We start from the raw sequence: 18,666 nt of genomic DNA, 5'->3' as shown, positions 1-18,666 counted from the left end.
CTTTGGCGACCCGGCGGCCGTCAGGGCACCGCCCGCGAAGGAGTGACAGCTCATGTCCGCACCAGCGCCGTCCCCGCTGGCCATCGTCGATGCCGAGCCCCTGCCCCGGCAGGAAGAGGTACTCACCGATGCGGCCCTCGCCTTCGTGGCCGAGCTGCACCGGAACTTCACGGCCCGCCGTGACGAGCTCCTCGCCCGCCGCCAGGAACGCCGCACCGAGATCGCCCGCACCTCCACGCTGGACTTCCGCCCCGAGACCGCCGAGATCCGCGCCGCCGACTGGAAGGTCGCGCCGGCCCCGGCCGCGCTGAACGACCGCCGCGTCGAGATCACCGGTCCGACCGACCGCAAGATGACCATCAACGCCCTGAACTCGGGCGCGAAGGTCTGGCTCGCCGACTTCGAGGACGCCTCGGCCCCCACCTGGGAGAACGTGGTCCTCGGCCAGCTCAACCTGATCGACGCGTACGAGCGCCGCATCGACTTCACGGACCCGAAGTCGGGCAAGTCGTACGCCCTGAAGGACGCCTCGGAGCTCGCGACCGTCGTGATGCGCCCGCGCGGCTGGCACCTGGAGGAGCGCCACCTCCAGTTCGACGGCCGCCCCGTGCCCGGCGCGCTGGTCGACTTCGGCCTCTACTTCTTCCACAACGCGCAGCGCCTGATCGACCTCGGCAAGGGCCCGTACTTCTACCTCCCGAAGACGGAGTCGTACCTGGAGGCCCGCCTCTGGAACGACATCTTCGTCTTCGCGCAGGACTACGTCGGCATCGCGCAGGGCACGGTCCGCGCGACCGTCCTGATCGAGACGATCACGGCCGCGTACGAGATGGAAGAGATCCTGTACGAGCTGAAGGACCACGCGGCCGGGCTGAACGCGGGCCGCTGGGACTACCTCTTCTCCATCGTGAAGAACTTCCGCGACGGCGGCGAGAAGTTCGTGCTCCCGGACCGCAACGCGGTCACCATGACGGCGCCCTTCATGCGCGCGTACACCGAACTCCTGGTCCGCACCTGCCACAAGCGCGGCGCGCACGCGATCGGCGGCATGGCGGCCTTCATCCCCTCGCGCCGGGACGCCGAGGTGAACAAGGTCGCCTTCGAGAAGGTCAAGGCCGACAAGGACCGCGAGGCGGGCGACGGCTTCGACGGCTCCTGGGTCGCCCACCCCGATCTGGTCCCGATCGCGATGGCCTCGTTCGACGCGGTGCTCGGCGACAAGCCGAACCAGAAGGACCGCCTGCGCGAGGACGTGTCCGTCGCCCCCGGCGACCTGATCGCCATCGACTCGCTCGACGCCAGGCCCACGTACGCGGGCCTGGTCTCCGCGGTGCAGGTCGGCACCCGCTACATCGAGGCGTGGCTGCGCGGTCTCGGCGCGGTCGCCATCTTCAACCTGATGGAGGACGCGGCCACCGCCGAGATCTCGCGCTCGCAGATCTGGCAGTGGATCAACGCGGGGGTCGTCTTCGAGCACGACGGCAAGGCCGTGAAGGCCACCGCCGAGCTCACCCGCAAGGTGGCGGCCGAGGAACTCGCCGCGATCCGGGCGGAGATCGGCGAGGAGGCCTTCGCGTCCGGCAAGTGGCAGCAGGCCCACGACCTCCTCCTGAAGGTCTCGCTCGACACGGACTACGCGGACTTCCTGACGCTGCCGGCGTACGAGCAGCTGGTGGGCTAGGGCCAATACCACTGACATAGAGACCAGTTCGACCGCCTAACCTGCGGAAACGCTGTCCTTCGGAGGACTCGGCAGCCGCAAAGTCACTGGCATTGGGGCTAGGGCCTGTCCGACGGATCGCGTGACCGCCTTGCTTGCAGTGGATGGACCCTGTCATGCACGCAATCCGTCGGCTGGCCGCCGCAGCCGGAACCGCCACCTTGATCGCGGGTGGGGTGTTCGTCATGGCTCCCGCCGCGCACGCCGCCGCCTGCCCCTCGGGCGAAATATGCCTGTACAGCGGACTCAACGAAACCGGAACCCAGTTCACGGCCCCGGCGCTCTCCCTCGCCGTCCCCCGTGAGAACGTCGAACAGGGCACCGTCATCAGGTCGGTCACCAACCAGACCTCCGAGATCATTCAGGTCGACGGCCGCACCTGCGCGCACCCTCGCGTCGACGCGCTGAACGACGTGCTGCCCGGCACGTCGGAGAACCTTCCGGAACCCGACGACGCCAACGTCTGCCTGCCGGTGGTCGGCTGCCTGTGACGTCAACCGCGGGCCCGCGCTGCCCTGCGGACGTGCCGCAGGCAGACCCGGCGGGCAGCAATCGTCATGCAGCAGGCCCGCACAAAAGCTGTACGCAGGGCCCCTACCGTCCAAGAGCGGGCGGAGCCTTGCGGTTGTGCTGCCACAGGTGACTCATCGGACAGGCTCTAGCCCACCGAGTCCCCCGCCGCCCGCCCCCGGTACCGCACAGCACCGGAGCGAGGCTGTTTCGCCAATTCAGCTTTCTGCACGGCGAGTTGAGGTTCTTGCCGCTAGGCTGATCACCTCACCGCGCCGAGTGACGCTGGCCTTTCCCAGCCGTCAGGATGCCGTTCGCCGCGATCCGGGGGGACCGCTCTCATGCCGTACATGGCCGAAATCAGTCGCACCAATCCCACATGCTTCATCTTTCTGGTGGACCAGTCCACCTCGATGACCGATGACATCGGCGGCGAGGTCCCGCAGAAGAAGGCCGATGTCGTCGCCGATGCCATCAACCGGCTCCTGACGGAACTCTCGGTGAAGTGCGCCAAGGAGGAGGGGGTGCGCGACTACTTCCATGTGGCGGTGATCGGTTACGGGGCCACGGTCGGCTCGGCGTTCACCGGCGCCCTTTCCGGTCGCGACCTGGTGCCTCTCAGTGAAGTCGCGGACAACCCGGCCCGCATCGATACGCGCGTGAAGAAGGTCCCGGACGGCGCCGGCGGTCTGGTGGAGACCAGCGTCCAATTCCCCTTGTGGATGAACCCTGTTGCGCATGGCGGCACCCCCATGAACAGGGCGCTCAAATACGCCGAAACACTTGCGGCCGGCTGGACCGAGCACTATCCCGGGGGCTTCCCGCCCATTGTGCTGAACCTGACCGACGGCGAGTCGACCGACGGCGACCCCGCCGCTTCCGCCGCCGGAGTGACCGGTCTCGGCACCGCCGATGGCCAGGTTCTCCTGTTCAACCTCCATGTATCGGCAGCAGGCGGCAGTCCCACCGCGTTCCCCGATTCTGACGACGCACTGCCCGACGACTACGCCCGAGCGCTGTTCGCCATGTCCAGCCCCCTGCCGACCCACATGCGGTCCTACGCGGCCTCCCAGGGGCAGCGCGTCAGCGAAAGCACCCGTGGCTTCGTCTACAACGCCGATGTCACTTCGGTGGTCCAGTTCCTCGACATCGGCACCCGCGCCTCCGAGCTGCGGTGACTCCAGGCGGCTTCTATCTCACGCGACTTGTCGCACCCAAGAAGGGTGCTTCGGCTGCCGAGTGCGAGGACGCCGTCCACATCGTCCCGATGCCGGAATACGACGAGCTGATGGGTGAGACGGTCGCGGTGGGCATGTGCGACGGCGTGACGGAAAGCATGCTGGCCAAGGACTGGGCAGCACTGCTCGCCGAGTCCGCCGCACACCACGCGGCCCTGGACGAGCGGTTCTTCGAAGGAAGCTCGCACTTCGAGGAGTTCACCCGCAAGACGGTGGGCCGCTGGGCCCCGTGGCTCGACTCGTACACAGCGCATCGGGTGGCTGAGGGAAATCCGCTGAAGTGGTACGAGCACACCAAGCTGGCGTCCGGAGCATCCGCCACCCTGCTCGCCCTGCGGCTGACACCCCGTCATGACGGAGCATGGGCATGGCGTTGCGCCGCATTGGGTGACAGCTGCGTGTTTCACCTCCGTGGCGATGTTCTGCTGCGCTCCTTCCCTCTCCAGAAGCCCGAGGAGTTCGGAGTGACTCCGGATCTCTTCTCCAGCCGCAATCACGACAGCGCACTGCTCTCCTCCCGCACGCGCTACACCCGTGGTGTGTGCGAGTCGGGAGACCGGCTGCTGATGATGACGGATGCCCTGGCCGCCTGGTTCCTGGCCACGGACGATCACTCCGCGGCCATGGCTCAGCTCCTGGAATTCGGCGGCCCGCACGACGCGCGGCCCTTCGAAGCGTGGCTCAACCAGCTGCGCGCCGAGGGGGAGTTGCGCAATGACGACGTGGCGCTGGTGCGCATCGACATCGAAGGGCAGTGACCCGTGACGGCAGCAGGTAACGCCCTCCCCTTCCCCTCCGGCCGGAAATATCAGGAGGCTCTGCAGAACACCACGGTGTGCTTCACGCATCATGAACTCAAAGGCGCCCGGCCGGAAGTCACGAAACTGGGACTTCCCCGGCCCATCTCCGGCCAGTTCGCCAGCGTCTTCTCCCTGACCTCGCCGTCGGGCCGGCGCTTCGCCGTGAAGTGCTTCACCACTGAGGTACGGGACCAGCAGGATCGATACGAGGCAATCAGCAGCCACCTGTCCGGTATCGCGACAGACGAGCTGTCCCAGCCATGGCGCATCGGGTTCGAATACCTCCCCCATGGAATTCTCGTGGACGGCAGGTGGTACCCCGTACTCAAAATGGACTGGGTCGAGGCGATCTCGCTCTCCAACTGGCTCGACACCCACTACACCGACCCGCTGTCCGTGCGTCGGCTGGCCGACCGCTTCGCGGCTCTGGCGGACGATCTCGCCACGCACGACGTCGCACACGGCGACCTTCAGCACGGGAACCTGCTCGTCGCGCCCGACCACACGTTCAGGCTGGTCGACTACGACGGGATGTACGTACCGGCCCTGGCCGGCCGGCACAGCACGGAGCTCGGTCACCGCAACTTTCAGTCACCTGCTCGCGGCAGCGACGACTTCGACGCCGCACTCGACAACTTCTCGAACTGGGTCATCTATCTTTCGCTCACGGCCATCGCCACCGACCACACGCTGTGGCCACGGCTGCATGAGCAGGACGGCGAGTACCTGCTGCTCGCGGAGGACGACTTCAGGCAGCCCGCCGCTTCAGCCCGGTTTCCCGCGCTGCTCGGCCACGGTGACAAGCTGGTACGCGGACTCGCCGAACAGGTCCAGTCGCTCGCCTGGCAACCCCTGTCACTGGTACCGCCGTTGGCTGTCGAGGCGAGATCGGCTGACCCGTCCGCGGCTGCTGCTCCGGCGGCGGCCCCACCCTCGTCATCCGGTTCGGCGTCCAGGCCGAGCTGGCTGGACAGCCATCTGCCTCCCTCCACGGGACCGGCTCAAGCCGTGCCCGCTCCCGCCCGGTTCGCCGTCCGCCGCTTCACGGACGTCCTGGCCGCGGCCCTGCTGACGCTCTCCGTGCTCGTCCCCGGACTGCTGGCCTTCGCCTCTCTCCTCGTCCCCCTGCTCACCGCCGCTTCCTACGCGGGCGCGCTGAGCCTGTCGATGTTCACCGTGCGGGCGGCCCGCCTCTCACGCCCGGAAGTCATGGACGCACGCCGGCATATGGCCGAACTCAACGCCCGTCGTGGCCAGTTACGCATACCGGCGAAGGAGGTCGAGCAACTGGAGCAGGAGAGAAGGAACTTCGAGGACGTCGAGCGACGGCGCAAGGATCAGCACAGCGCAGCCGAGAAGAAGCTGAACCGGGCGTTCGCCAAGTCGGTCGACAAGGCCGAGAAGGAGAGGCTCCGCGATCAGTCCGAAGCCGACCGCCACCTCACCTCTCTTGACGGTGGCATGCGCGCCGCTCTGCAGCAGACTCTGCAGGTGTACCGGCAGGAGTTCATCGCTGACGAGCTCCGCAGGACCCGTATCCGCGAACAGGAACTCACCGGATTCGGCAGAGGCCTGGTCCAGCAACTGGCCATGAAGGGAATTCGTACGGCGGCCGACTTCTCGGGCATCAAGCTCATTGCGCAGGGTGGCCGCTTCAGCACCCGGGCCCTGATCGTCACCGCCTCCGGCCGCCAGGTCGACGTCGTCGGTGTCGGAGAGAAGCGGGCCAGGACACTCGACGCGTGGCGGCAGAACCATTACAGCGCGGCCTCGCGGCGCGCCCCCTCGCAGCTCCCCGCTGCGCGAGCTCAAGCGATCAGGGCCGATTTCGACCGGCAGCGCACCGAACTCCACCGCCGCCGAGCCCAGGCGGCCCATACGGCTCTGCTCGCGCGCGACCACGCCAAGCACCAGCTGGAGGCGGGCCTCGGTCGAGTGGCAGCCGAGCGGGGGCAGGCCGATCACAACGCTCATCAGCAGCGATGGGCATTCGCCGCGCGCGCCCAGAGCTTCGGCAATCCGCATGCCCAGCTGGCGGCGGTCGAGCTGGAACTCGCCGCCGCCAAACAGGCATCAAGGGTCCTGTCCACGGCCCGCTACCTTCGCTTCGGCCTCACGGGGCACTGAGCCGGTCGACCACCCGGCGGACCTGCTCCGCCCACACGTGCCAGACCGGTACCCGCACACCGTCCCGAAGCAGCTGGGCGCGGAGGAGCTGCAGCCGCAAGTGACGTGCGGAGTCGCTGCCTTCGTCGGCGCCGTGGTCCAGAAGTACGGGCACCCGCACATCGTGCCGCCGCACATCGAAGTCGTAGCGGTACCCGTCCGCCACCCCGTCGCGGTCGAGCAGCACATCGGGCACGGCCTCCGCCAGCATGCGCTGGAAGCGGTCCCCTGCGAGCTCGCGGTCGGGGGCGCTCTCGACCGTTCCCATCGGACCGGGGCCGCCCTTGGTCGCCGCGTCGAGCAGCACCCGTGGCAGTCCTGGCTTGGTCGACCAGAACGGCGCATCACCCAGGACGATGAGGTGAGCCCGGGCGCGGGTGATCGCCACGTTCCACAGATTCACCTCACGGCACAACCAGCTCACCGAGCGGGGGCTCATCTGCGGCCCCGCCACGAGAGAAAGGATCATGACGTCCTGCTGCCCGCCCTGAAACGTGTGGACCGTTCCCACCCTCACCCGGGGCTCATGTTCCCACCGCCCCGCGATCAGCTCCATTTGCGGCCGGAAGGGCGTCACCACCCCTACGGTCGCCTCTTCGGGCAGCCGTTTCAGCAGCCGCTCGACGGCGATGTGAACCCGCTGGGCCTCCTCATGATTGATCCAGGACCCGTTCCTTCCGCGCACCGCGCGACCGGTGACATCCAGCCACTGCAGCGCCTCGACGCCATCGAGGCGCAACAGTTTCGACGGGTCCGTCAGCACCGTGAGCCGACCGGAATAGCAGTGCTGATTGGAGATCTCGGCGATGTCCGGGTGGCAGCGGTAGTGCTCGTCGAGCAGCATGGTGCCGCCGGCCGCCCGGGACGCGGCGTGGAACGATGAGAAGCGGCTGTAGCCGAGACGGTGTTCGTCCAGCCAACTGGCCCTCAACCCCACGGCTCCGTGCGCCGCGGCCTCCTGCTTGGGCTGCAGGGTGGTGATGTGCGTCAGTTGCATCGGGTCGCCGATGACGAGCGCGCGCCGGGCGCGGAACAGGAGCGGCAGCACATCGGGCGTGGAGCACTGACTGGCTTCGTCGATGATCACCAGGTCGAAGAGTCCGGCCCGGTCCCGGAACCGTCGGGCGGACCTGGTCGTCACGGCCCATCCGGACACATGAGGCAGCAGTCTGTCGAGCGTGGCCCACGCGCGGGGTGAGCGCGTCCGCTCCGCCTCCATCCGGTCGAAGATCGCGTCCCGGGCCTGCACGGCACGTTCCGGCACCAACGCGGCGAGCAGCGAGGTGGCGGCGGCCTCGGCCGCCTCGTCCACCGCTCGCAGACCGGACAGCAGGTGCGCGTCGGACTCCGTTGCATCCGCTTCGGCCGAACGGCGCCGCCAGGCGACTTCCTGCTGGACGAAGTCCACCAGCGCGACGAAGTCCTCATCCCCTCTGATGTCCACGGGGATGTGACCGATTCCCCGCAGCGCACGCTTGCGGCGCCACGAGCGGAGGACGCGAGCGCGAGCGGCCCTCCGCCCTCTGCCGAGCCAGCGGATCAGCTCCGCCGTTTCGCCGAGCGCGGCCACGATGGACCGCACCTCGCAGTGATGTCGTTCGGCATAGGCATGTCTATGCCGCCCCAACTCCGATAGTTCCCGCTCCCGTTGAGCCACCTCTGCCAGGAGCCGTCGTACCGTCGCCTGGTCCTGTACGGCGTTGCGCAGTTCTCCTCCGAGGACAGCCGACGAGCGGCTGGGACGCGCCGCATGGGCGAGCCGCTGGAGGCTGCTCATTTCCTGCTCGACGTAGCTGCGGTTCCCCGTCCGTACCAGGAGCCCGGGCGCCAGTTCTTCGCAGCTTTTCCAGACCCCGTCCACGGCTGTGTTGTTCGTCGACGCGACGAGGACGGTCTGGCCGGCGGCCCGCGCCGTGGCGATCGCGTTGACGATGAGCTGGCTCTTTCCCGTACCGGGTGGGCCGGTTGCCACCGTCAACTTGCGGGTCATGGCCGCGCGGATGACCGCCGCCTGTCCTTCGTTCAGAGCCAGCGGGGCGACGATCCGAACAGCCTGCTCCGCGTCCGGATCGGCCACCGGCGGGGGCTCTGCCAGTGCTCCGAGCGAAGTGTCCGGGATCAGGTCGATGCTCTCCTGGAGCGTTTTGTAGTCCTTGACTAGCTGACCGGTCGCCGGGGAGTCGCCGCGCAGGGCGAAGACCATGGCGACGTTCCGCGCGCCTTCATGGGTGGCGGACAGGGAGGAACCGTCCCCGAGAGCGGCCGGGTCGATGTGCTCGGTGTCCGCGAGCCCCAGTTGGCCGAGCAGGCTGCGTACGTCGCGCACCATGTCGTCGCGGAACCCGGGCCGCCAGTTCGGCTGGTAGGCGGCGAGCAGTTCCATGCCCTCGTCTTTGCCCAGGCGGCTGAGTATCAGGCCGGGATGCGGGAGCACCGGTCCGCTGGGCACGGCGAAGCTGCGGCCCTGCTCGTTCTGGGTCACTTCGATCTGCTGCATGACCAGGGGCGCACACATCTGCTGCTTGCCCTCGAAGACCACGGCGAGCGGGTAGCCGTACCAGAGTTCAGCCCCGTCCTTGCTCGCCCGGTCCGCGAGATCGACCACGGCGTCGGGCGCCGGGACGCCGCCCTCGACGCCGGCGAGCAGCACCTCTTCGGCACGCTGCCACACCACGCGGGGCGGATCGCTCCCCATGACCGGAAAGAGTTCCCCGGTGGCGTTCTCCTCGTGCAGACAGGCGGTGTAGTACGTGAAGAGGCGCGACCAGTCCGCCCCGGTGAACGCCGAGTCGTCGTAGGGCGCATCGGCCGCCTTGACCGGCGGGAGCCGCACCGCGTGCGGGGCGGTCCCGGCAGGTCCGCCTCCTGCGGCGGACGTGTGGGGCAGTGGTTTGAGCGCCGGCACCTGCTTACCGGTGGGCGCCTTGGCGAGGAAGATGTCCCCCGTCACCTGGAGGCTGGACTTCGTCGGCGTCTGCGCCCTTCCGTCCGGGGCCCGCCGCAGTTCCCGGCTGACGTACTTGAACAGATCGTCGGCGGAGATCCTGCCGCCCCCGTCGAGATCCGCCTGGCTGGAGTGCAGACCGTCGACCATGGCCTTGGTGAACAGGGAGGGCTCGTCGGCCGTGGTGACATACGCGGCTTCCCACTGCTGCGAGGCAGTGATCACGTAGACCCCGCTGGCTTCTACAGCCGGAACCGACCGCTGCTGTACGGCGCCCTTGCTACGGAACCCCTGGACCGCGCGCCCACTGAAACAGCAGTCGAGCAGCAGAATCTTGCGCCGCGCGGCGCAGCTCTCCAGAAGGCGGGTGAGGTAGGAAGCCTCGATGGCTGTCTGCTGGAGCTGATCGGCCCGGCTGTCGGCGGCGATGTAGTACAGCTGGCCGTCTTCGGGGTCGTAGGAACCGTGGCCGCTGAGGTACACCACCACCAGCTCGTCCGGCTCACGGTCGCGCAGGAACGCTTCCATGGTTTGCTTGACGGCCGATTTCGTCGAGTCCTCGACCCGGACGCACGGCTCGTAGCGTCCGACTGCCGGCAGTTCCAGTACCTGGCTCAGGTAGTGGACGTCCGCCCGCACGGAAGGGAGCGCGGCATACGCCGGGTCCTGATAGACGGCAGTGCCGATGAGCAGCGCGTGGTTGCGGCTCACTGCTCGGACTCCGGCCGCCCCTGGAGCTCCCTCAGCTCTCGGGCGGACATGCCGCCGTGCAGTTCGACCGAGCCGCCGTCCGGGTACTCGATGCGGGCCCGGCGGCTCTTGCGTACGTCGACCCAGCCCCTGATCGCCGCTCGTACGACGGCGAAGGAACCTCCGGTGATGATGAGCACCACTTCAGGAGTCAGCAGAGGCTGCCCCTTCGCCCCTTCGCCGGCAGCCGATGGCCCGCTCGGGGAAGCCGCCAGCCTCGCCTCCACGCCGCCAAGGCCGCGCAGCTCATCGCGCAACTCCCGGGCTTCGCGTTCCGCGTGTCCTGGATCGGCGCCGAAGACTTGGACGCGTAAGACCTCAGTGCTCATGACGTGCCTCCCTGGTGTGCCACTGTTTGCGCCTGTCCCTGAGCCGATCCCGTCGGCCGGCCGGTGGGCCTCTGTGTCAACTGCCCTTGTGGCTGATGATCCCGAGGACCCCGTACAACGGCTCGCCGTTGTACGACCACCGCTCCAGGAGCGGCCGGTCCACGAGGTGGATCCCGTAGCGCAGTGCGCCGGTGCGGGCGGGCGCCGTGAAGCCGCCCGTCGTCACCACGATCGCGAATGCCGCACCGTGGTCATGCCGGTAGGTGCCGTTGATCCGTTGAATGTCCTGGTCGCCGACCCTGCGATCCGCTCGCCAGCGCTTGCACTGGACGACCACTTTGCGCCCCGCCCCGTCCCGGGCGATGACATCGGCTCCTTTGTCACCGGCTCCGCCCGTGTGCCTCGCCGAAAGCCCGTCCCTCCGCAGCAGGGCGCAGACCGCATGCTCGAACTCCCGGTCGCCGAGCCGGTCGAGCTGCGCCAGCGAGTACCGGAGAGTCCCCACCGGCAACGGTCGTCGGGCCTGCCACCGCCGGAGGGCACGTTGACCGGGGCGCGCCCCGAGCCCCGCCGTGGCCATGCCCGCGATGGCCGCGCTCTGCCACGGCCAGAGCACCGTCGCCCGGCCCAGTGCGACCGCCCCGGCGAGGCCCAGCAGCCCCCACACCCACCAGGGCAGTGCCGCCCAGCCGCCCGTGCTGCGCCGGCGTCTCGGCCGCCGTGTCATCCGGCGGCGCTGAAGAGCGACCAGATGCCGTAGGCCGCGGCAAAGAGAGCCAGTCCGGCGACATCCGTCACGGTGACGAGCGCGAAGGTGTGGTGGTGACACCGGTGGAACAAGCCTTTGCGCGTGCGGCGGCACGGCCGGTGCCTGTGCGTCGGCCCTCCGCACCTCGATATCAGTACCAGTCCGCCGATCACGAGCACGCCCACAATGAGCAGCACCGCTCCCCCGTCCCCCGAACGTCCCCCGAGCCTGCAACTAGTCAGTTGTATCCGTGCGTTGGACACTCACCAACGCTGATTTCGGACAACCGGGCATGCCTCGCAGGGCGCACGGATGCAGAAGGGGCGCGGACGCTCCCCCGTCACGTAACCGCCGCCCGCCGCAACCCCATCCCGCCGCCCACCCCTGCGCCCGCCGCCCGTTGCTGCGAGAATCCCGCGGGGGGCGTCCGTCGGGCCCGTGCCCGGCACCCCGTCTGACGAGGACTGCGAGGACGTTGGGGATGCGTGGAGGGCGAGTTGCCATCGTGGGCGGAAGCGTCGCGGGATGTGCCGCGGCACTGGCCGCGCACCGCGGTGGCGCCGAGGGGATCACAGTGTACGAGCGGGCCGCCGGGCAGTTGGCCGACCGCGGGGTGGGTCTCGCGATGCACAACGACCGCTACGGCGAACTGGAGGCGGCCGGATACATGGACGCCGGGATGCCGTGGATCCAACTCAGCAGGCGCAGTTGGTACGTTCGCGACGGCTCGGCCCCGCTGGGCCGGCTGATCGGGGTGCTGCCGTTCCCGTTCCGGACGTACAACTGGGGGCCGCTCTGGCGCGAACTGCGGGGCCGCGTACCGGAGTCGGTGGACTTCCGGCCGGGCACGGCGATTGACGAGCTCCAAGTCACCGGCGAATCAGTCGAGTTGAGCACGTCCGACGGCCGTTCCGACCGGTTCGACTTCGTCATCGGCGCCGACGGCTACCGCTCGGCGGTCCGCACGGCCGCCTGCCCCGAGGTCCGTCCGGGCTATGCGGGCTACCTCGCCTGGCGCGGCACCTTCCCCGCCGAGCGGCTCCCGGATCCCGGGCTGTGGCCGGAGGAGGACTGCGTGTACGCCGTCTTCCCGGGCGGCCACGCGATCATCTACCGGATACCGGACGGCCGGGGCGGTCAGCGCGTCAACTGGGTCCTCTACACGACGCCGCCGCCCGACCACGGACTGCCCCTCGACTCCCTCACCAGCCTGCCGCCCGGCACCCTCTCCGATGCTCTGCGCGGCTGTGCCATCGAGGTGGCCGACACTCAACTGGCGCCGTACTGGGGTCAGTTGATGCACCTGACCGCTCCCGAGGACACCTTCATCCAGCCCATGTACGACTTCACCGCACCGCGGTACGCGACCGGCCGGCTCGCGCTCGCCGGGGACGCGGCCACGGTGGCCAGGCCGCACACCGGCGGAGGCGCCGTGAAGGCTCTCCAGGACGCGACCGCCCTGCAGAGCGCGCTGACTTCGGCGGCGAGCTGGCCCGAGGCGCTGGCCGCGTACGACGCCGTGCGGTCCCCGGTCGGCCGCAGCATGGTCGACCTGGGGCGCCGCCTCGGCCTCGGCCTCGTACAGGAGACCCCCGAGTGGCGCACGATGGATCAGCCGGGTCTGGAGAAGTGGTGGCAACAGGCCGACGGATCAGGCGCGTTCGGCGGACGCAGGCTGGCATGAACCGCGCGCCGCGACGAGGCGGGGCGGATCGGTGACGGCGTAGGGGTACGAGGCGGGACGCAGGGCGGCGTCCCGACGGTCCGGGGGCCATCCGGATCGGATCGTCGCGGATCGATGAGTTTTCGGTTCCCGCGCGGTCTCCCCTGTATGAGCAGCGATCCGCATTCCCATGGCCCCCTTCCCGACCTCGGCGCGGCGGCGGCCGAAGTGGCCCGCCTCCTGGACGGCATTCGCGACGATCAGCTGGAGGGCCCGACGCCGTGCGCCAAGTACCCGGTACGTGACCTCCTCGCCCACGTCTGGGGGCTGAGCGGTGCCTTCCAGGATGCCGCGCGCAAGGACCTCGGGCCCTCGACCAGCACTCCTCCCGGCAGCGTCCCGCCGCCCGAGCTGCCCGCGGACTGGCGCGGCTCGCTGCCCGAGCGGCTCGCCGCCATGGCCGAGGCCTGGCGGGACCCGGCGGCCTGGGCGGGCGACACCCAGGCGGGCGGCGTCACCCTCCCCGCTGCGATCATGGGCCGCGTCGCCCTCGACGAGCTGGTCGTCCACGGCTGGGACCTGGCGAGGGCCACCGGCCAGGCGTACCGGCCCGCGCCGGCCGACCTGGAGGTGTCCTACGCGCTCCTCGCTCCGGCGAAGGACGACCCGGGCTCTCGCGGCACGGCCTTCGGCCCGGCCGTCGACGTACCGGAAGGGGCGCCGTTCCTCGACCGTGTGATCGGGCTGAGCGGCCGGGACCCGGGCTGGACGCCGTAGGGCCGAGGGGCGGCTACCAGTGCGCGGGGCGCGTCAGCGACTGCGGGATCTTCGTCGTCGCGTCGCCCTTCGCCGCGTTGAGCTGGGCCTGGGTGAGGAAGAACGCCTCGGTCAGATCGGCGCCGGACAGCCGCGCGTCGCGGAAGTCCGCGCCGATCAGGTCGGCGAGGCGCAGATCCGCGCCGCGCAGGTCCGCGGCGATGAGGAACGCCCCGCGCAGGTTCGCGCCGCGCAGGTCGGCGCCCTTGAGCTGCGCGCCCATCAGGTCGGCGCCCCGGCGGTCCTTCTTCTTGCCCTTGAAGTCGGCCCGAACCAGCTCGCTCGCCTTCAGGAGCAGCTGGTTGACCTTGGCTCGGTGGGCCGCCACGTCCACGTCCCGCAGAGCCTCGGGGGCCAGGGCGGTGAACGCCTCGGTCTCCTCCAGCGCGGCGCTCAGCTCGGCGTGGACGGGGCGCGCCCTCGGCAGGTCGAGCGCTTCGGTGATGTACCAGAGGAGCTCGTGGAGCTGGCGCATCACCGGGAAGACCTCGAACATCGAGGCGGCGGTCTCCGGCGCGGTGCGCCAGTCGCGGCCCTCGAAGGTCTGCTGGGAGACCTTCTGCCCCGCGCCGAAGCAGTCGTACACCGTGCAGCCCTGGAAGCCGCTCTTGCGCAGGTCCCGGTGGATTCCGCAGCGGAAGTCCTGCTGGAGGTTGGGGCAGGGCTTCCCGGCGGGTTTATTGATCGCGAAGTCCGCGGACGCCGAGTAGGCGAGGGCGACGCAGCACAGGCCGAAGCAGTCGCCGCAGTCGGAGACGAGGGTGAGGCGGGTCGCGCCCGGGGACGGGGCGGCTGCTCCAGGGTTCTCGGACAACGTGCGGGGCTCCTCTGACATGCGGTGACGGCAGCCTGGCAGTCTAGACGCCGACCGGCTCCCGGGCCTCATCGTAGGCGGCCCGCGACTCGGCGATCGTGACCCGGTGCCGCTCGTCATCGGGGTGCTGATGCCGACCGTCTCGACGCGGCTCGGCACCCGCTTCGGCCCCCGGGCGGTGCTGAGCGGCGGCAGGGCCCTGATCATCCCCGCGCCGCGGATCAGTCGCCCGCAGACCCGGACTCCGCAGCCTCCCGCATCGGCACCTTCAGCTGGTTGAAGCCGTAGTACACCGCGAGCACGCCGTGCGCGGCCAGGGTCGCGGGAGCCGAGACGAAGGCCAGGGCCACCGTGGCGGGGTAGGCGAGGGAGCCGATGGCGAACCGGGGGCGGGTGGCGCGGGCGGCCGCGTTGTCCACCCGGTCGTCGAAGAGGTGCCCGGTACGGGTCAAGTGCCACCACAGGGCCTGGTAGTTGAGCGCCATCACGACCATCAGGCCGCTGTAGACGGCGGCCGCGACATGCGAGGCGCCGGGCTCGCGGAGGTACTCCGCCATCAGCGCGGCCGGCCAGGGAATCGCGACGACCGTCATCAGGAGCAGCAGGTTGAGGAACATCAGGGTGCGGTCGATGCGGACCACGTAGCTGAAGAGCGTGTGGTGGTTCACCCACATGATCCCAATGATCAGGAAGCTCACCACATAGGCCGCGTAGGAGGGCCACATGTGGCCCAGCTCCCGCCACAGGTGGTTGCCCGCGTGCGGCGGCACCTTGATCTCCAGGATCAGGAGGGTGATCGCGATGGCGAAGACGCCGTCGCTGAACGCCTCCACGCGGCTCGACTCGGAACGGCTGGTTTCAGTCACCCGGGCAATGAACCCCACAACCGCCCCGGCTGCAAGGGCGGTCGTGGGGTCGTGTCGTGCCCTTCCCTCAGAGCATGTGACACGGGCTCTCAGGACGTCGGGAACGGCCCGTCGCCGAGCGGGTTGATCCGGTCCGCGTCGCCGTCGAAGGCGAAGAGCAGCAGGTCGGCCATGGTGAAGGTGCCGGGGCGGTGGGCGGGCAGGCTGGGGCGCCAGCCGGGGTGTTGCACGATGGAGCTGCGACTGCCCTCCATCGCCCGGTGGAAAACCTCGGCGACCAGCGTGCCGCCGACGCCGGTGAGCCGTCCCGGCCGGTTCTGGTTCACCTCGGCCTCGCGCAGCACGTAGAACCAGAGCGGGGTGTGCTCCACCAGTTCCATGCGCTCGTCGTCGGTGAGGGTGTCGAGCGAGGCGCCGTTGCCGCCGTGCAGGATCTGGTCGGCGGTGAGCGGCGTGATGCCGAGCTGGGCGGCCAGCTGGGGTCCGGTGGCGAGCTCCACCATGGCGGCCCGGGTGAGGTTGCGGAAGGCGAGGTTGCGCTGGATCGCGGGCGGCGCGGGGCGGCCGCGCCCGGCGAAGGAGCCTTCGGGCAGGGTGGCCAGCGGGTCGACCAGGAGGGTGTCGATGCGCTTGGCCGGGTTGAACTCCGTTGCGGGCACGGCGAGATCGGGCCGGCCCGCCTCGGCGAAGTCGAAGAGCCTGCGGTAGTCGGCGATCCAGTTGCTGGGCAGCCTGAGGCCGTCGCCCGCGTTCGGATCGTCCAGGTCGGACAGGTCGTTCGGGTCGGATCCCGGCGCGGGGCTGAGGTTTCCGGACGTACCGGAGAAGCGGAAGAGCAGGCCGGTGGTGGCGAGGCCGCCCGGCCCGGAGAACCTGAAGACACGGTTCCACTGGTAGAAGTCGCGGACCATGGAGTGGCCGAACCGGTAGGCGGCCACCGAGAACTCGATGGGCATGGTCGGACGGTCGTCGCGGGGCACGCCCGGCACTTCGAAGTGCCGTCGCCCGTGGGTGAAGACGCGCTCGACGATCTCCGGGTCGACGATCCGCGGCAGGAAGTCGGTGCGCAGCATCCACTGGTAGTGCCTGACGACGGTGTCGCGGGCGGTGTGGAAGAGCCTCGGCTGGGGCAGGCCGCGCGCGGCGAAGTGGTCGTGCACCCGGTTGTGGAAGGCGATGAAGGCGCGGTGCACGGAGGCGACGGCGAGGTTCTCGTCGTTGCGGGCGTCCGGGATGAGCGCCGCCCGCCGGTCCGCCTTCGTACCGCCGGCCGCATCGCCCGCGCGCGGCAGGTCGAAGCCCTTGTGGTCGGTGTTCGCGGGCGGGAATCCGGGCGGGACGGGCACGCCCGCGGTGGTGCCGGTCTTCAGGTGCCCGTCGGGTTCGTAGAAGCGGGCGCTGCTTTCGTGGTGCGGGCCGAGTCCGTACACCGAGTCGAGGTCGAGCGCGGGCGAGCGGCCCTGCGCCAGGTCTTCCACGGAGACCGGGTCGCCGAGGGCGACCTGGGTGTTGTCCAGCGTCAGGTCGTGGTCCACGAACTGACCGAGATAGGTGAATCCGGCCGGCACCGGCACCTGTGATTCCGGGTCGGGCGTCGCGGCCTCGGTCATGGCCAGCGCGAGCTTGACGCGTAGCTCCGGGCTGATCTGTACGCCCCTCTCCTTGCTCAACCGCGAGAAGCGGAAGGCCCGTTGGTGTTCCTCGGCGGTGGGGATCCGGGCGACGGCACGGCCGGTGCCGTCGCTCTCCAGGATCCGTCCGTCGTTGACGACGTAGTAGCTGTCGCGGTGGTGCCGCTGCATGAAGTGCCCCGTTCTGTCCCCCGTGTACCCCGCCTGACCAGGTCCGGCGGGGCGGCCATGCGTCCGGTTGACGGCGGCTGTCGCGCCGTTCTGTGCGGGAGAACAACCCCCCGTCCTGTACGACGCGTTCGGTACGGGAACGGGTTGACCCGGCGCCCGGGTTCTTCAACTTCCTTGTGCCGCAGGGGTGTCGGGCACTTCCCGACAATGGTAGGAAAGTTTCCTAACAGAACACTGGAGCGACGAACTTCCTTCTGGAGGTCCAGGTGCACACCCCCCACCGCAAGACCACCGAACGTCGTACCAAGATCGCCGTACGCGCCCTGCTCGGCACCGCACTGCTCGCGGTCCCGGTCACGGCGTACGCCGCCGAGAACCCCGCCACCGCGACAGCGCACAATGCAACGGTGATCAATGCCGCTGCGACCGGGCTCGACGACCCGGCGAAGAAGGACATAGCCATGCAGCTCGTCTCCAGTGCGGAGAACTCCTCGCTGAACTGGAAGGCGCAGTACAAGTACATCGAGGACATCAAGGACGGGCGCGGTTACACCGCCGGGATCATCGGATTCTGTTCCGGTACCGGCGACATGCTCGACCTGGTCAAGCTCTACTCGGCCCGCGTGCCCGGCAACGTACTTGAGAAGTACCTGCCGGCCCTGAAGAAGGTCAACGGGAGCGACTCGCACAAGGGGCTCGACCCCACCTTCACCAAGGACTGGAAGACCGCCGCCTCCGAGACGGCCTTCAAGGAGGCCCAGAACGACGAGCGGGACCGGGTGTACTTCGACCCGGCCGTCAGCCAGGGCAAGTCCGACGGGGTCGGCACGCTCGGGCAGTTCATCTACTACGACGCCATCGTGATGCACGGTGACGGAAGCGACCCGACCACCTTCAGCTCGATCCGCAAGCGCGCCCTGCGCAAGGCCGAGCCGCCGTCGCAGGGCGGCGACGAAACCACCTGGCTGAACGCCTTCCTCGACGCCCGCGTGTGGGCGATGAAGCAGGAGGAGGCACACAGCGACACCAGCCGCGTCGACACCGAGCAGCGGGTCTTCCTGAAGAAGGGCAACCTGAACCTCGACACCCCGCTCGACTGGAAGGTGTACGGCGACCCGTACCACATCGGCTGACCACCCCCCACAGGGAAGGCGGGTACGACAGCAGATGGCTGCCGTACCCGCCTTTTTTCGCGCACGCGCCGCACGCCAGCCTCACCAACGGCGGCTGAATTCGGCCGAGTTGTTCATTCTTGGCAGGTCAGCAGCTCGGGTCGTCTTGCACGGGTGCGCCCGGTCAACGCGCCCCCGGTCGGTGAGCGCGATCCGCACCGACCGGGCATCGGAGGCGGAAGGCGAGCGCTCTGACCGAGACCGACGAGCGCTACGTCCGCCTCTCCCGCTTCCAGGTCACCGCCCTGGCCCCCTTCACCCCGGTCACCGCCGAACAGGCACTGGCCCACTTCCAGGCGGCCCGCTAGGACCTGAGTCGTTGACGCGT

At 69.4% G+C, this 18,666-nt stretch carries 14 protein-coding genes; 8 read left to right on the top strand and 6 right to left on the bottom strand.

Annotated features, from left to right (window positions below; genetic code table 11):
* Positions 1 to 52: 52 nt before the first annotated feature.
* The 5 genes from aceB to ACIQ8J_RS28145 all read left to right on the top strand — a co-directional run bounded on the left by aceB (position 53) and on the right by ACIQ8J_RS28145 (position 6,395).
* A complete protein-coding gene (gene aceB, locus ACIQ8J_RS28165; RefSeq protein ID WP_403275957.1) occupies positions 53 to 1,681 on the top strand; it encodes a malate synthase A in 1,629 nt (542 codons plus the stop codon).
* 155 nt (positions 1,682 to 1,836) lie between these two features.
* Positions 1,837 to 2,211, top strand: a complete 375-nt coding sequence (locus tag ACIQ8J_RS28160) for a peptidase inhibitor family I36 protein (protein ID WP_403275956.1) — start codon at positions 1,837 to 1,839, stop codon at positions 2,209 to 2,211.
* 360 nt (positions 2,212 to 2,571) lie between these two features.
* Positions 2,572 to 3,408, top strand: coding sequence for a vWA domain-containing protein (locus ACIQ8J_RS28155; protein WP_403607958.1), 837 nt, complete (start codon positions 2,572 to 2,574; stop codon positions 3,406 to 3,408).
* Positions 3,409 to 3,497: 89 nt separating this feature from the next.
* Positions 3,498 to 4,226 carry a hypothetical protein gene (locus tag ACIQ8J_RS28150; RefSeq protein ID WP_403275954.1) on the top strand — a complete coding sequence of 243 codons (729 nt, stop codon included), beginning with the start codon at positions 3,498 to 3,500 and terminating at the stop codon, positions 4,224 to 4,226.
* 3 nt (positions 4,227 to 4,229) lie between these two features.
* Positions 4,230 to 6,395: a hypothetical protein gene (locus ACIQ8J_RS28145; protein WP_403275953.1), complete on the top strand. Its 2,166-nt coding sequence runs from the start codon at positions 4,230 to 4,232 to the stop codon at positions 6,393 to 6,395.
* Here ACIQ8J_RS28145 and ACIQ8J_RS28140 read toward each other — a convergent pair.
* From ACIQ8J_RS28140 to ACIQ8J_RS28130, 3 genes are all read right to left on the bottom strand, one after another.
* Positions 6,382 to 10,089, bottom strand: coding sequence for an AAA domain-containing protein (locus ACIQ8J_RS28140; protein WP_403275951.1), 3,708 nt, complete (start codon positions 10,087 to 10,089; stop codon positions 6,382 to 6,384). The genes ACIQ8J_RS28145 and ACIQ8J_RS28140 overlap by 14 nt on opposite strands.
* Positions 10,086 to 10,457, bottom strand: coding sequence for a hypothetical protein (locus ACIQ8J_RS28135; protein WP_403275950.1), 372 nt, complete (start codon positions 10,455 to 10,457; stop codon positions 10,086 to 10,088). Before ACIQ8J_RS28135 ends, ACIQ8J_RS28140 begins: the two co-directional genes overlap by 4 nt.
* Before the next feature lie 76 nt (positions 10,458 to 10,533).
* A complete protein-coding gene (locus ACIQ8J_RS28130) occupies positions 10,534 to 11,184 on the bottom strand; it encodes a restriction endonuclease (RefSeq protein WP_403275948.1) in 651 nt (216 codons plus the stop codon).
* Positions 11,185 to 11,686: 502 nt separating this feature from the next.
* Here ACIQ8J_RS28130 and ACIQ8J_RS28125 point away from each other — a divergent pair.
* Both ACIQ8J_RS28125 and ACIQ8J_RS28120 read left to right on the top strand, forming a co-directional pair.
* A complete protein-coding gene (locus tag ACIQ8J_RS28125) occupies positions 11,687 to 12,889 on the top strand; it encodes an FAD-dependent monooxygenase (RefSeq protein WP_403275947.1) in 1,203 nt (400 codons plus the stop codon).
* Between the two features lie 147 nt (positions 12,890 to 13,036).
* A complete protein-coding gene (locus tag ACIQ8J_RS28120) occupies positions 13,037 to 13,645 on the top strand; it encodes a TIGR03086 family metal-binding protein (RefSeq protein ID WP_403275946.1) in 609 nt (202 codons plus the stop codon).
* Positions 13,646 to 13,658: 13 nt separating this feature from the next.
* On the opposite strand, the gene ACIQ8J_RS28115 is transcribed toward ACIQ8J_RS28120, so the two are convergent.
* The 3 genes from ACIQ8J_RS28115 to ACIQ8J_RS28105 form a co-directional block, all read right to left on the bottom strand.
* Positions 13,659 to 14,519 (bottom strand): pentapeptide repeat-containing protein, encoded by an 861-nt coding sequence (locus ACIQ8J_RS28115; RefSeq protein ID WP_403275943.1) that lies wholly within the window; start codon positions 14,517 to 14,519, stop codon positions 13,659 to 13,661.
* A 200-nt stretch (positions 14,520 to 14,719) separates the two neighbouring features.
* On the bottom strand, positions 14,720 to 15,364 hold the full coding sequence (locus ACIQ8J_RS28110; RefSeq protein WP_403275942.1) for a TMEM175 family protein: 645 nt from the start codon (positions 15,362 to 15,364) through the stop codon (positions 14,720 to 14,722).
* Between the two features lie 89 nt (positions 15,365 to 15,453).
* Positions 15,454 to 17,166 carry a heme peroxidase family protein gene (locus tag ACIQ8J_RS28105; RefSeq protein WP_403275940.1) on the bottom strand — a complete coding sequence of 571 codons (1,713 nt, stop codon included), beginning with the start codon at positions 17,164 to 17,166 and terminating at the stop codon, positions 15,454 to 15,456.
* A 266-nt stretch (positions 17,167 to 17,432) separates the two neighbouring features.
* On the opposite strand from ACIQ8J_RS28105, the gene ACIQ8J_RS28100 reads away from it, so the two are divergent.
* Positions 17,433 to 18,299, top strand: coding sequence for a chitosanase (locus tag ACIQ8J_RS28100; protein ID WP_403275938.1), 867 nt, complete (start codon positions 17,433 to 17,435; stop codon positions 18,297 to 18,299).
* The last annotated feature ends 367 nt before the right edge of the window (positions 18,300 to 18,666 follow it).

Origin of the sequence: Streptomyces sp. NPDC094147, from assembly GCF_044764265.1 — a bacterium.
In the GTDB taxonomy this organism is placed as follows: Bacteria; Actinomycetota; Actinomycetes; order Streptomycetales; family Streptomycetaceae; genus Streptomyces.
Note: the sequence above shows the minus strand (reverse complement) of the source record. Positions and strands in the feature narration are given on the sequence as shown.

What these genes read in the sequence shown, in the direction of transcription:
- ACIQ8J_RS28135 (WP_403275950.1), bottom strand. Translation starts at nt 10,457, where the DNA reads ATGAGCACTGAGGTCTTACGCGTCCAAGTCTTCGGCGCCGATCCAGGA.
- ACIQ8J_RS28160 (WP_403275956.1), top strand. Translation starts at nt 1,837, where the DNA reads ATGCACGCAATCCGTCGGCTGGCCGCCGCAGCCGGAACCGCCACCTTG.
- ACIQ8J_RS28150 (WP_403275954.1), top strand. Translation starts at nt 3,498, where the DNA reads ATGCCGGAATACGACGAGCTGATGGGTGAGACGGTCGCGGTGGGCATG.
- ACIQ8J_RS28115 (WP_403275943.1), bottom strand. Translation starts at nt 14,519, where the DNA reads ATGTCAGAGGAGCCCCGCACGTTGTCCGAGAACCCTGGAGCAGCCGCC.
- ACIQ8J_RS28130 (WP_403275948.1), bottom strand. Translation starts at nt 11,184, where the DNA reads ATGACACGGCGGCCGAGACGCCGGCGCAGCACGGGCGGCTGGGCGGCA.
- ACIQ8J_RS28125 (WP_403275947.1), top strand. Translation starts at nt 11,687, where the DNA reads ATGCGTGGAGGGCGAGTTGCCATCGTGGGCGGAAGCGTCGCGGGATGT.
- ACIQ8J_RS28105 (WP_403275940.1), bottom strand. Translation starts at nt 17,166, where the DNA reads ATGCAGCGGCACCACCGCGACAGCTACTACGTCGTCAACGACGGACGG.
- ACIQ8J_RS28120 (WP_403275946.1), top strand. Translation starts at nt 13,037, where the DNA reads ATGAGCAGCGATCCGCATTCCCATGGCCCCCTTCCCGACCTCGGCGCG.
- ACIQ8J_RS28155 (WP_403607958.1), top strand. Translation starts at nt 2,572, where the DNA reads ATGCCGTACATGGCCGAAATCAGTCGCACCAATCCCACATGCTTCATC.
- aceB (WP_403275957.1), top strand. Translation starts at nt 53, where the DNA reads ATGTCCGCACCAGCGCCGTCCCCGCTGGCCATCGTCGATGCCGAGCCC.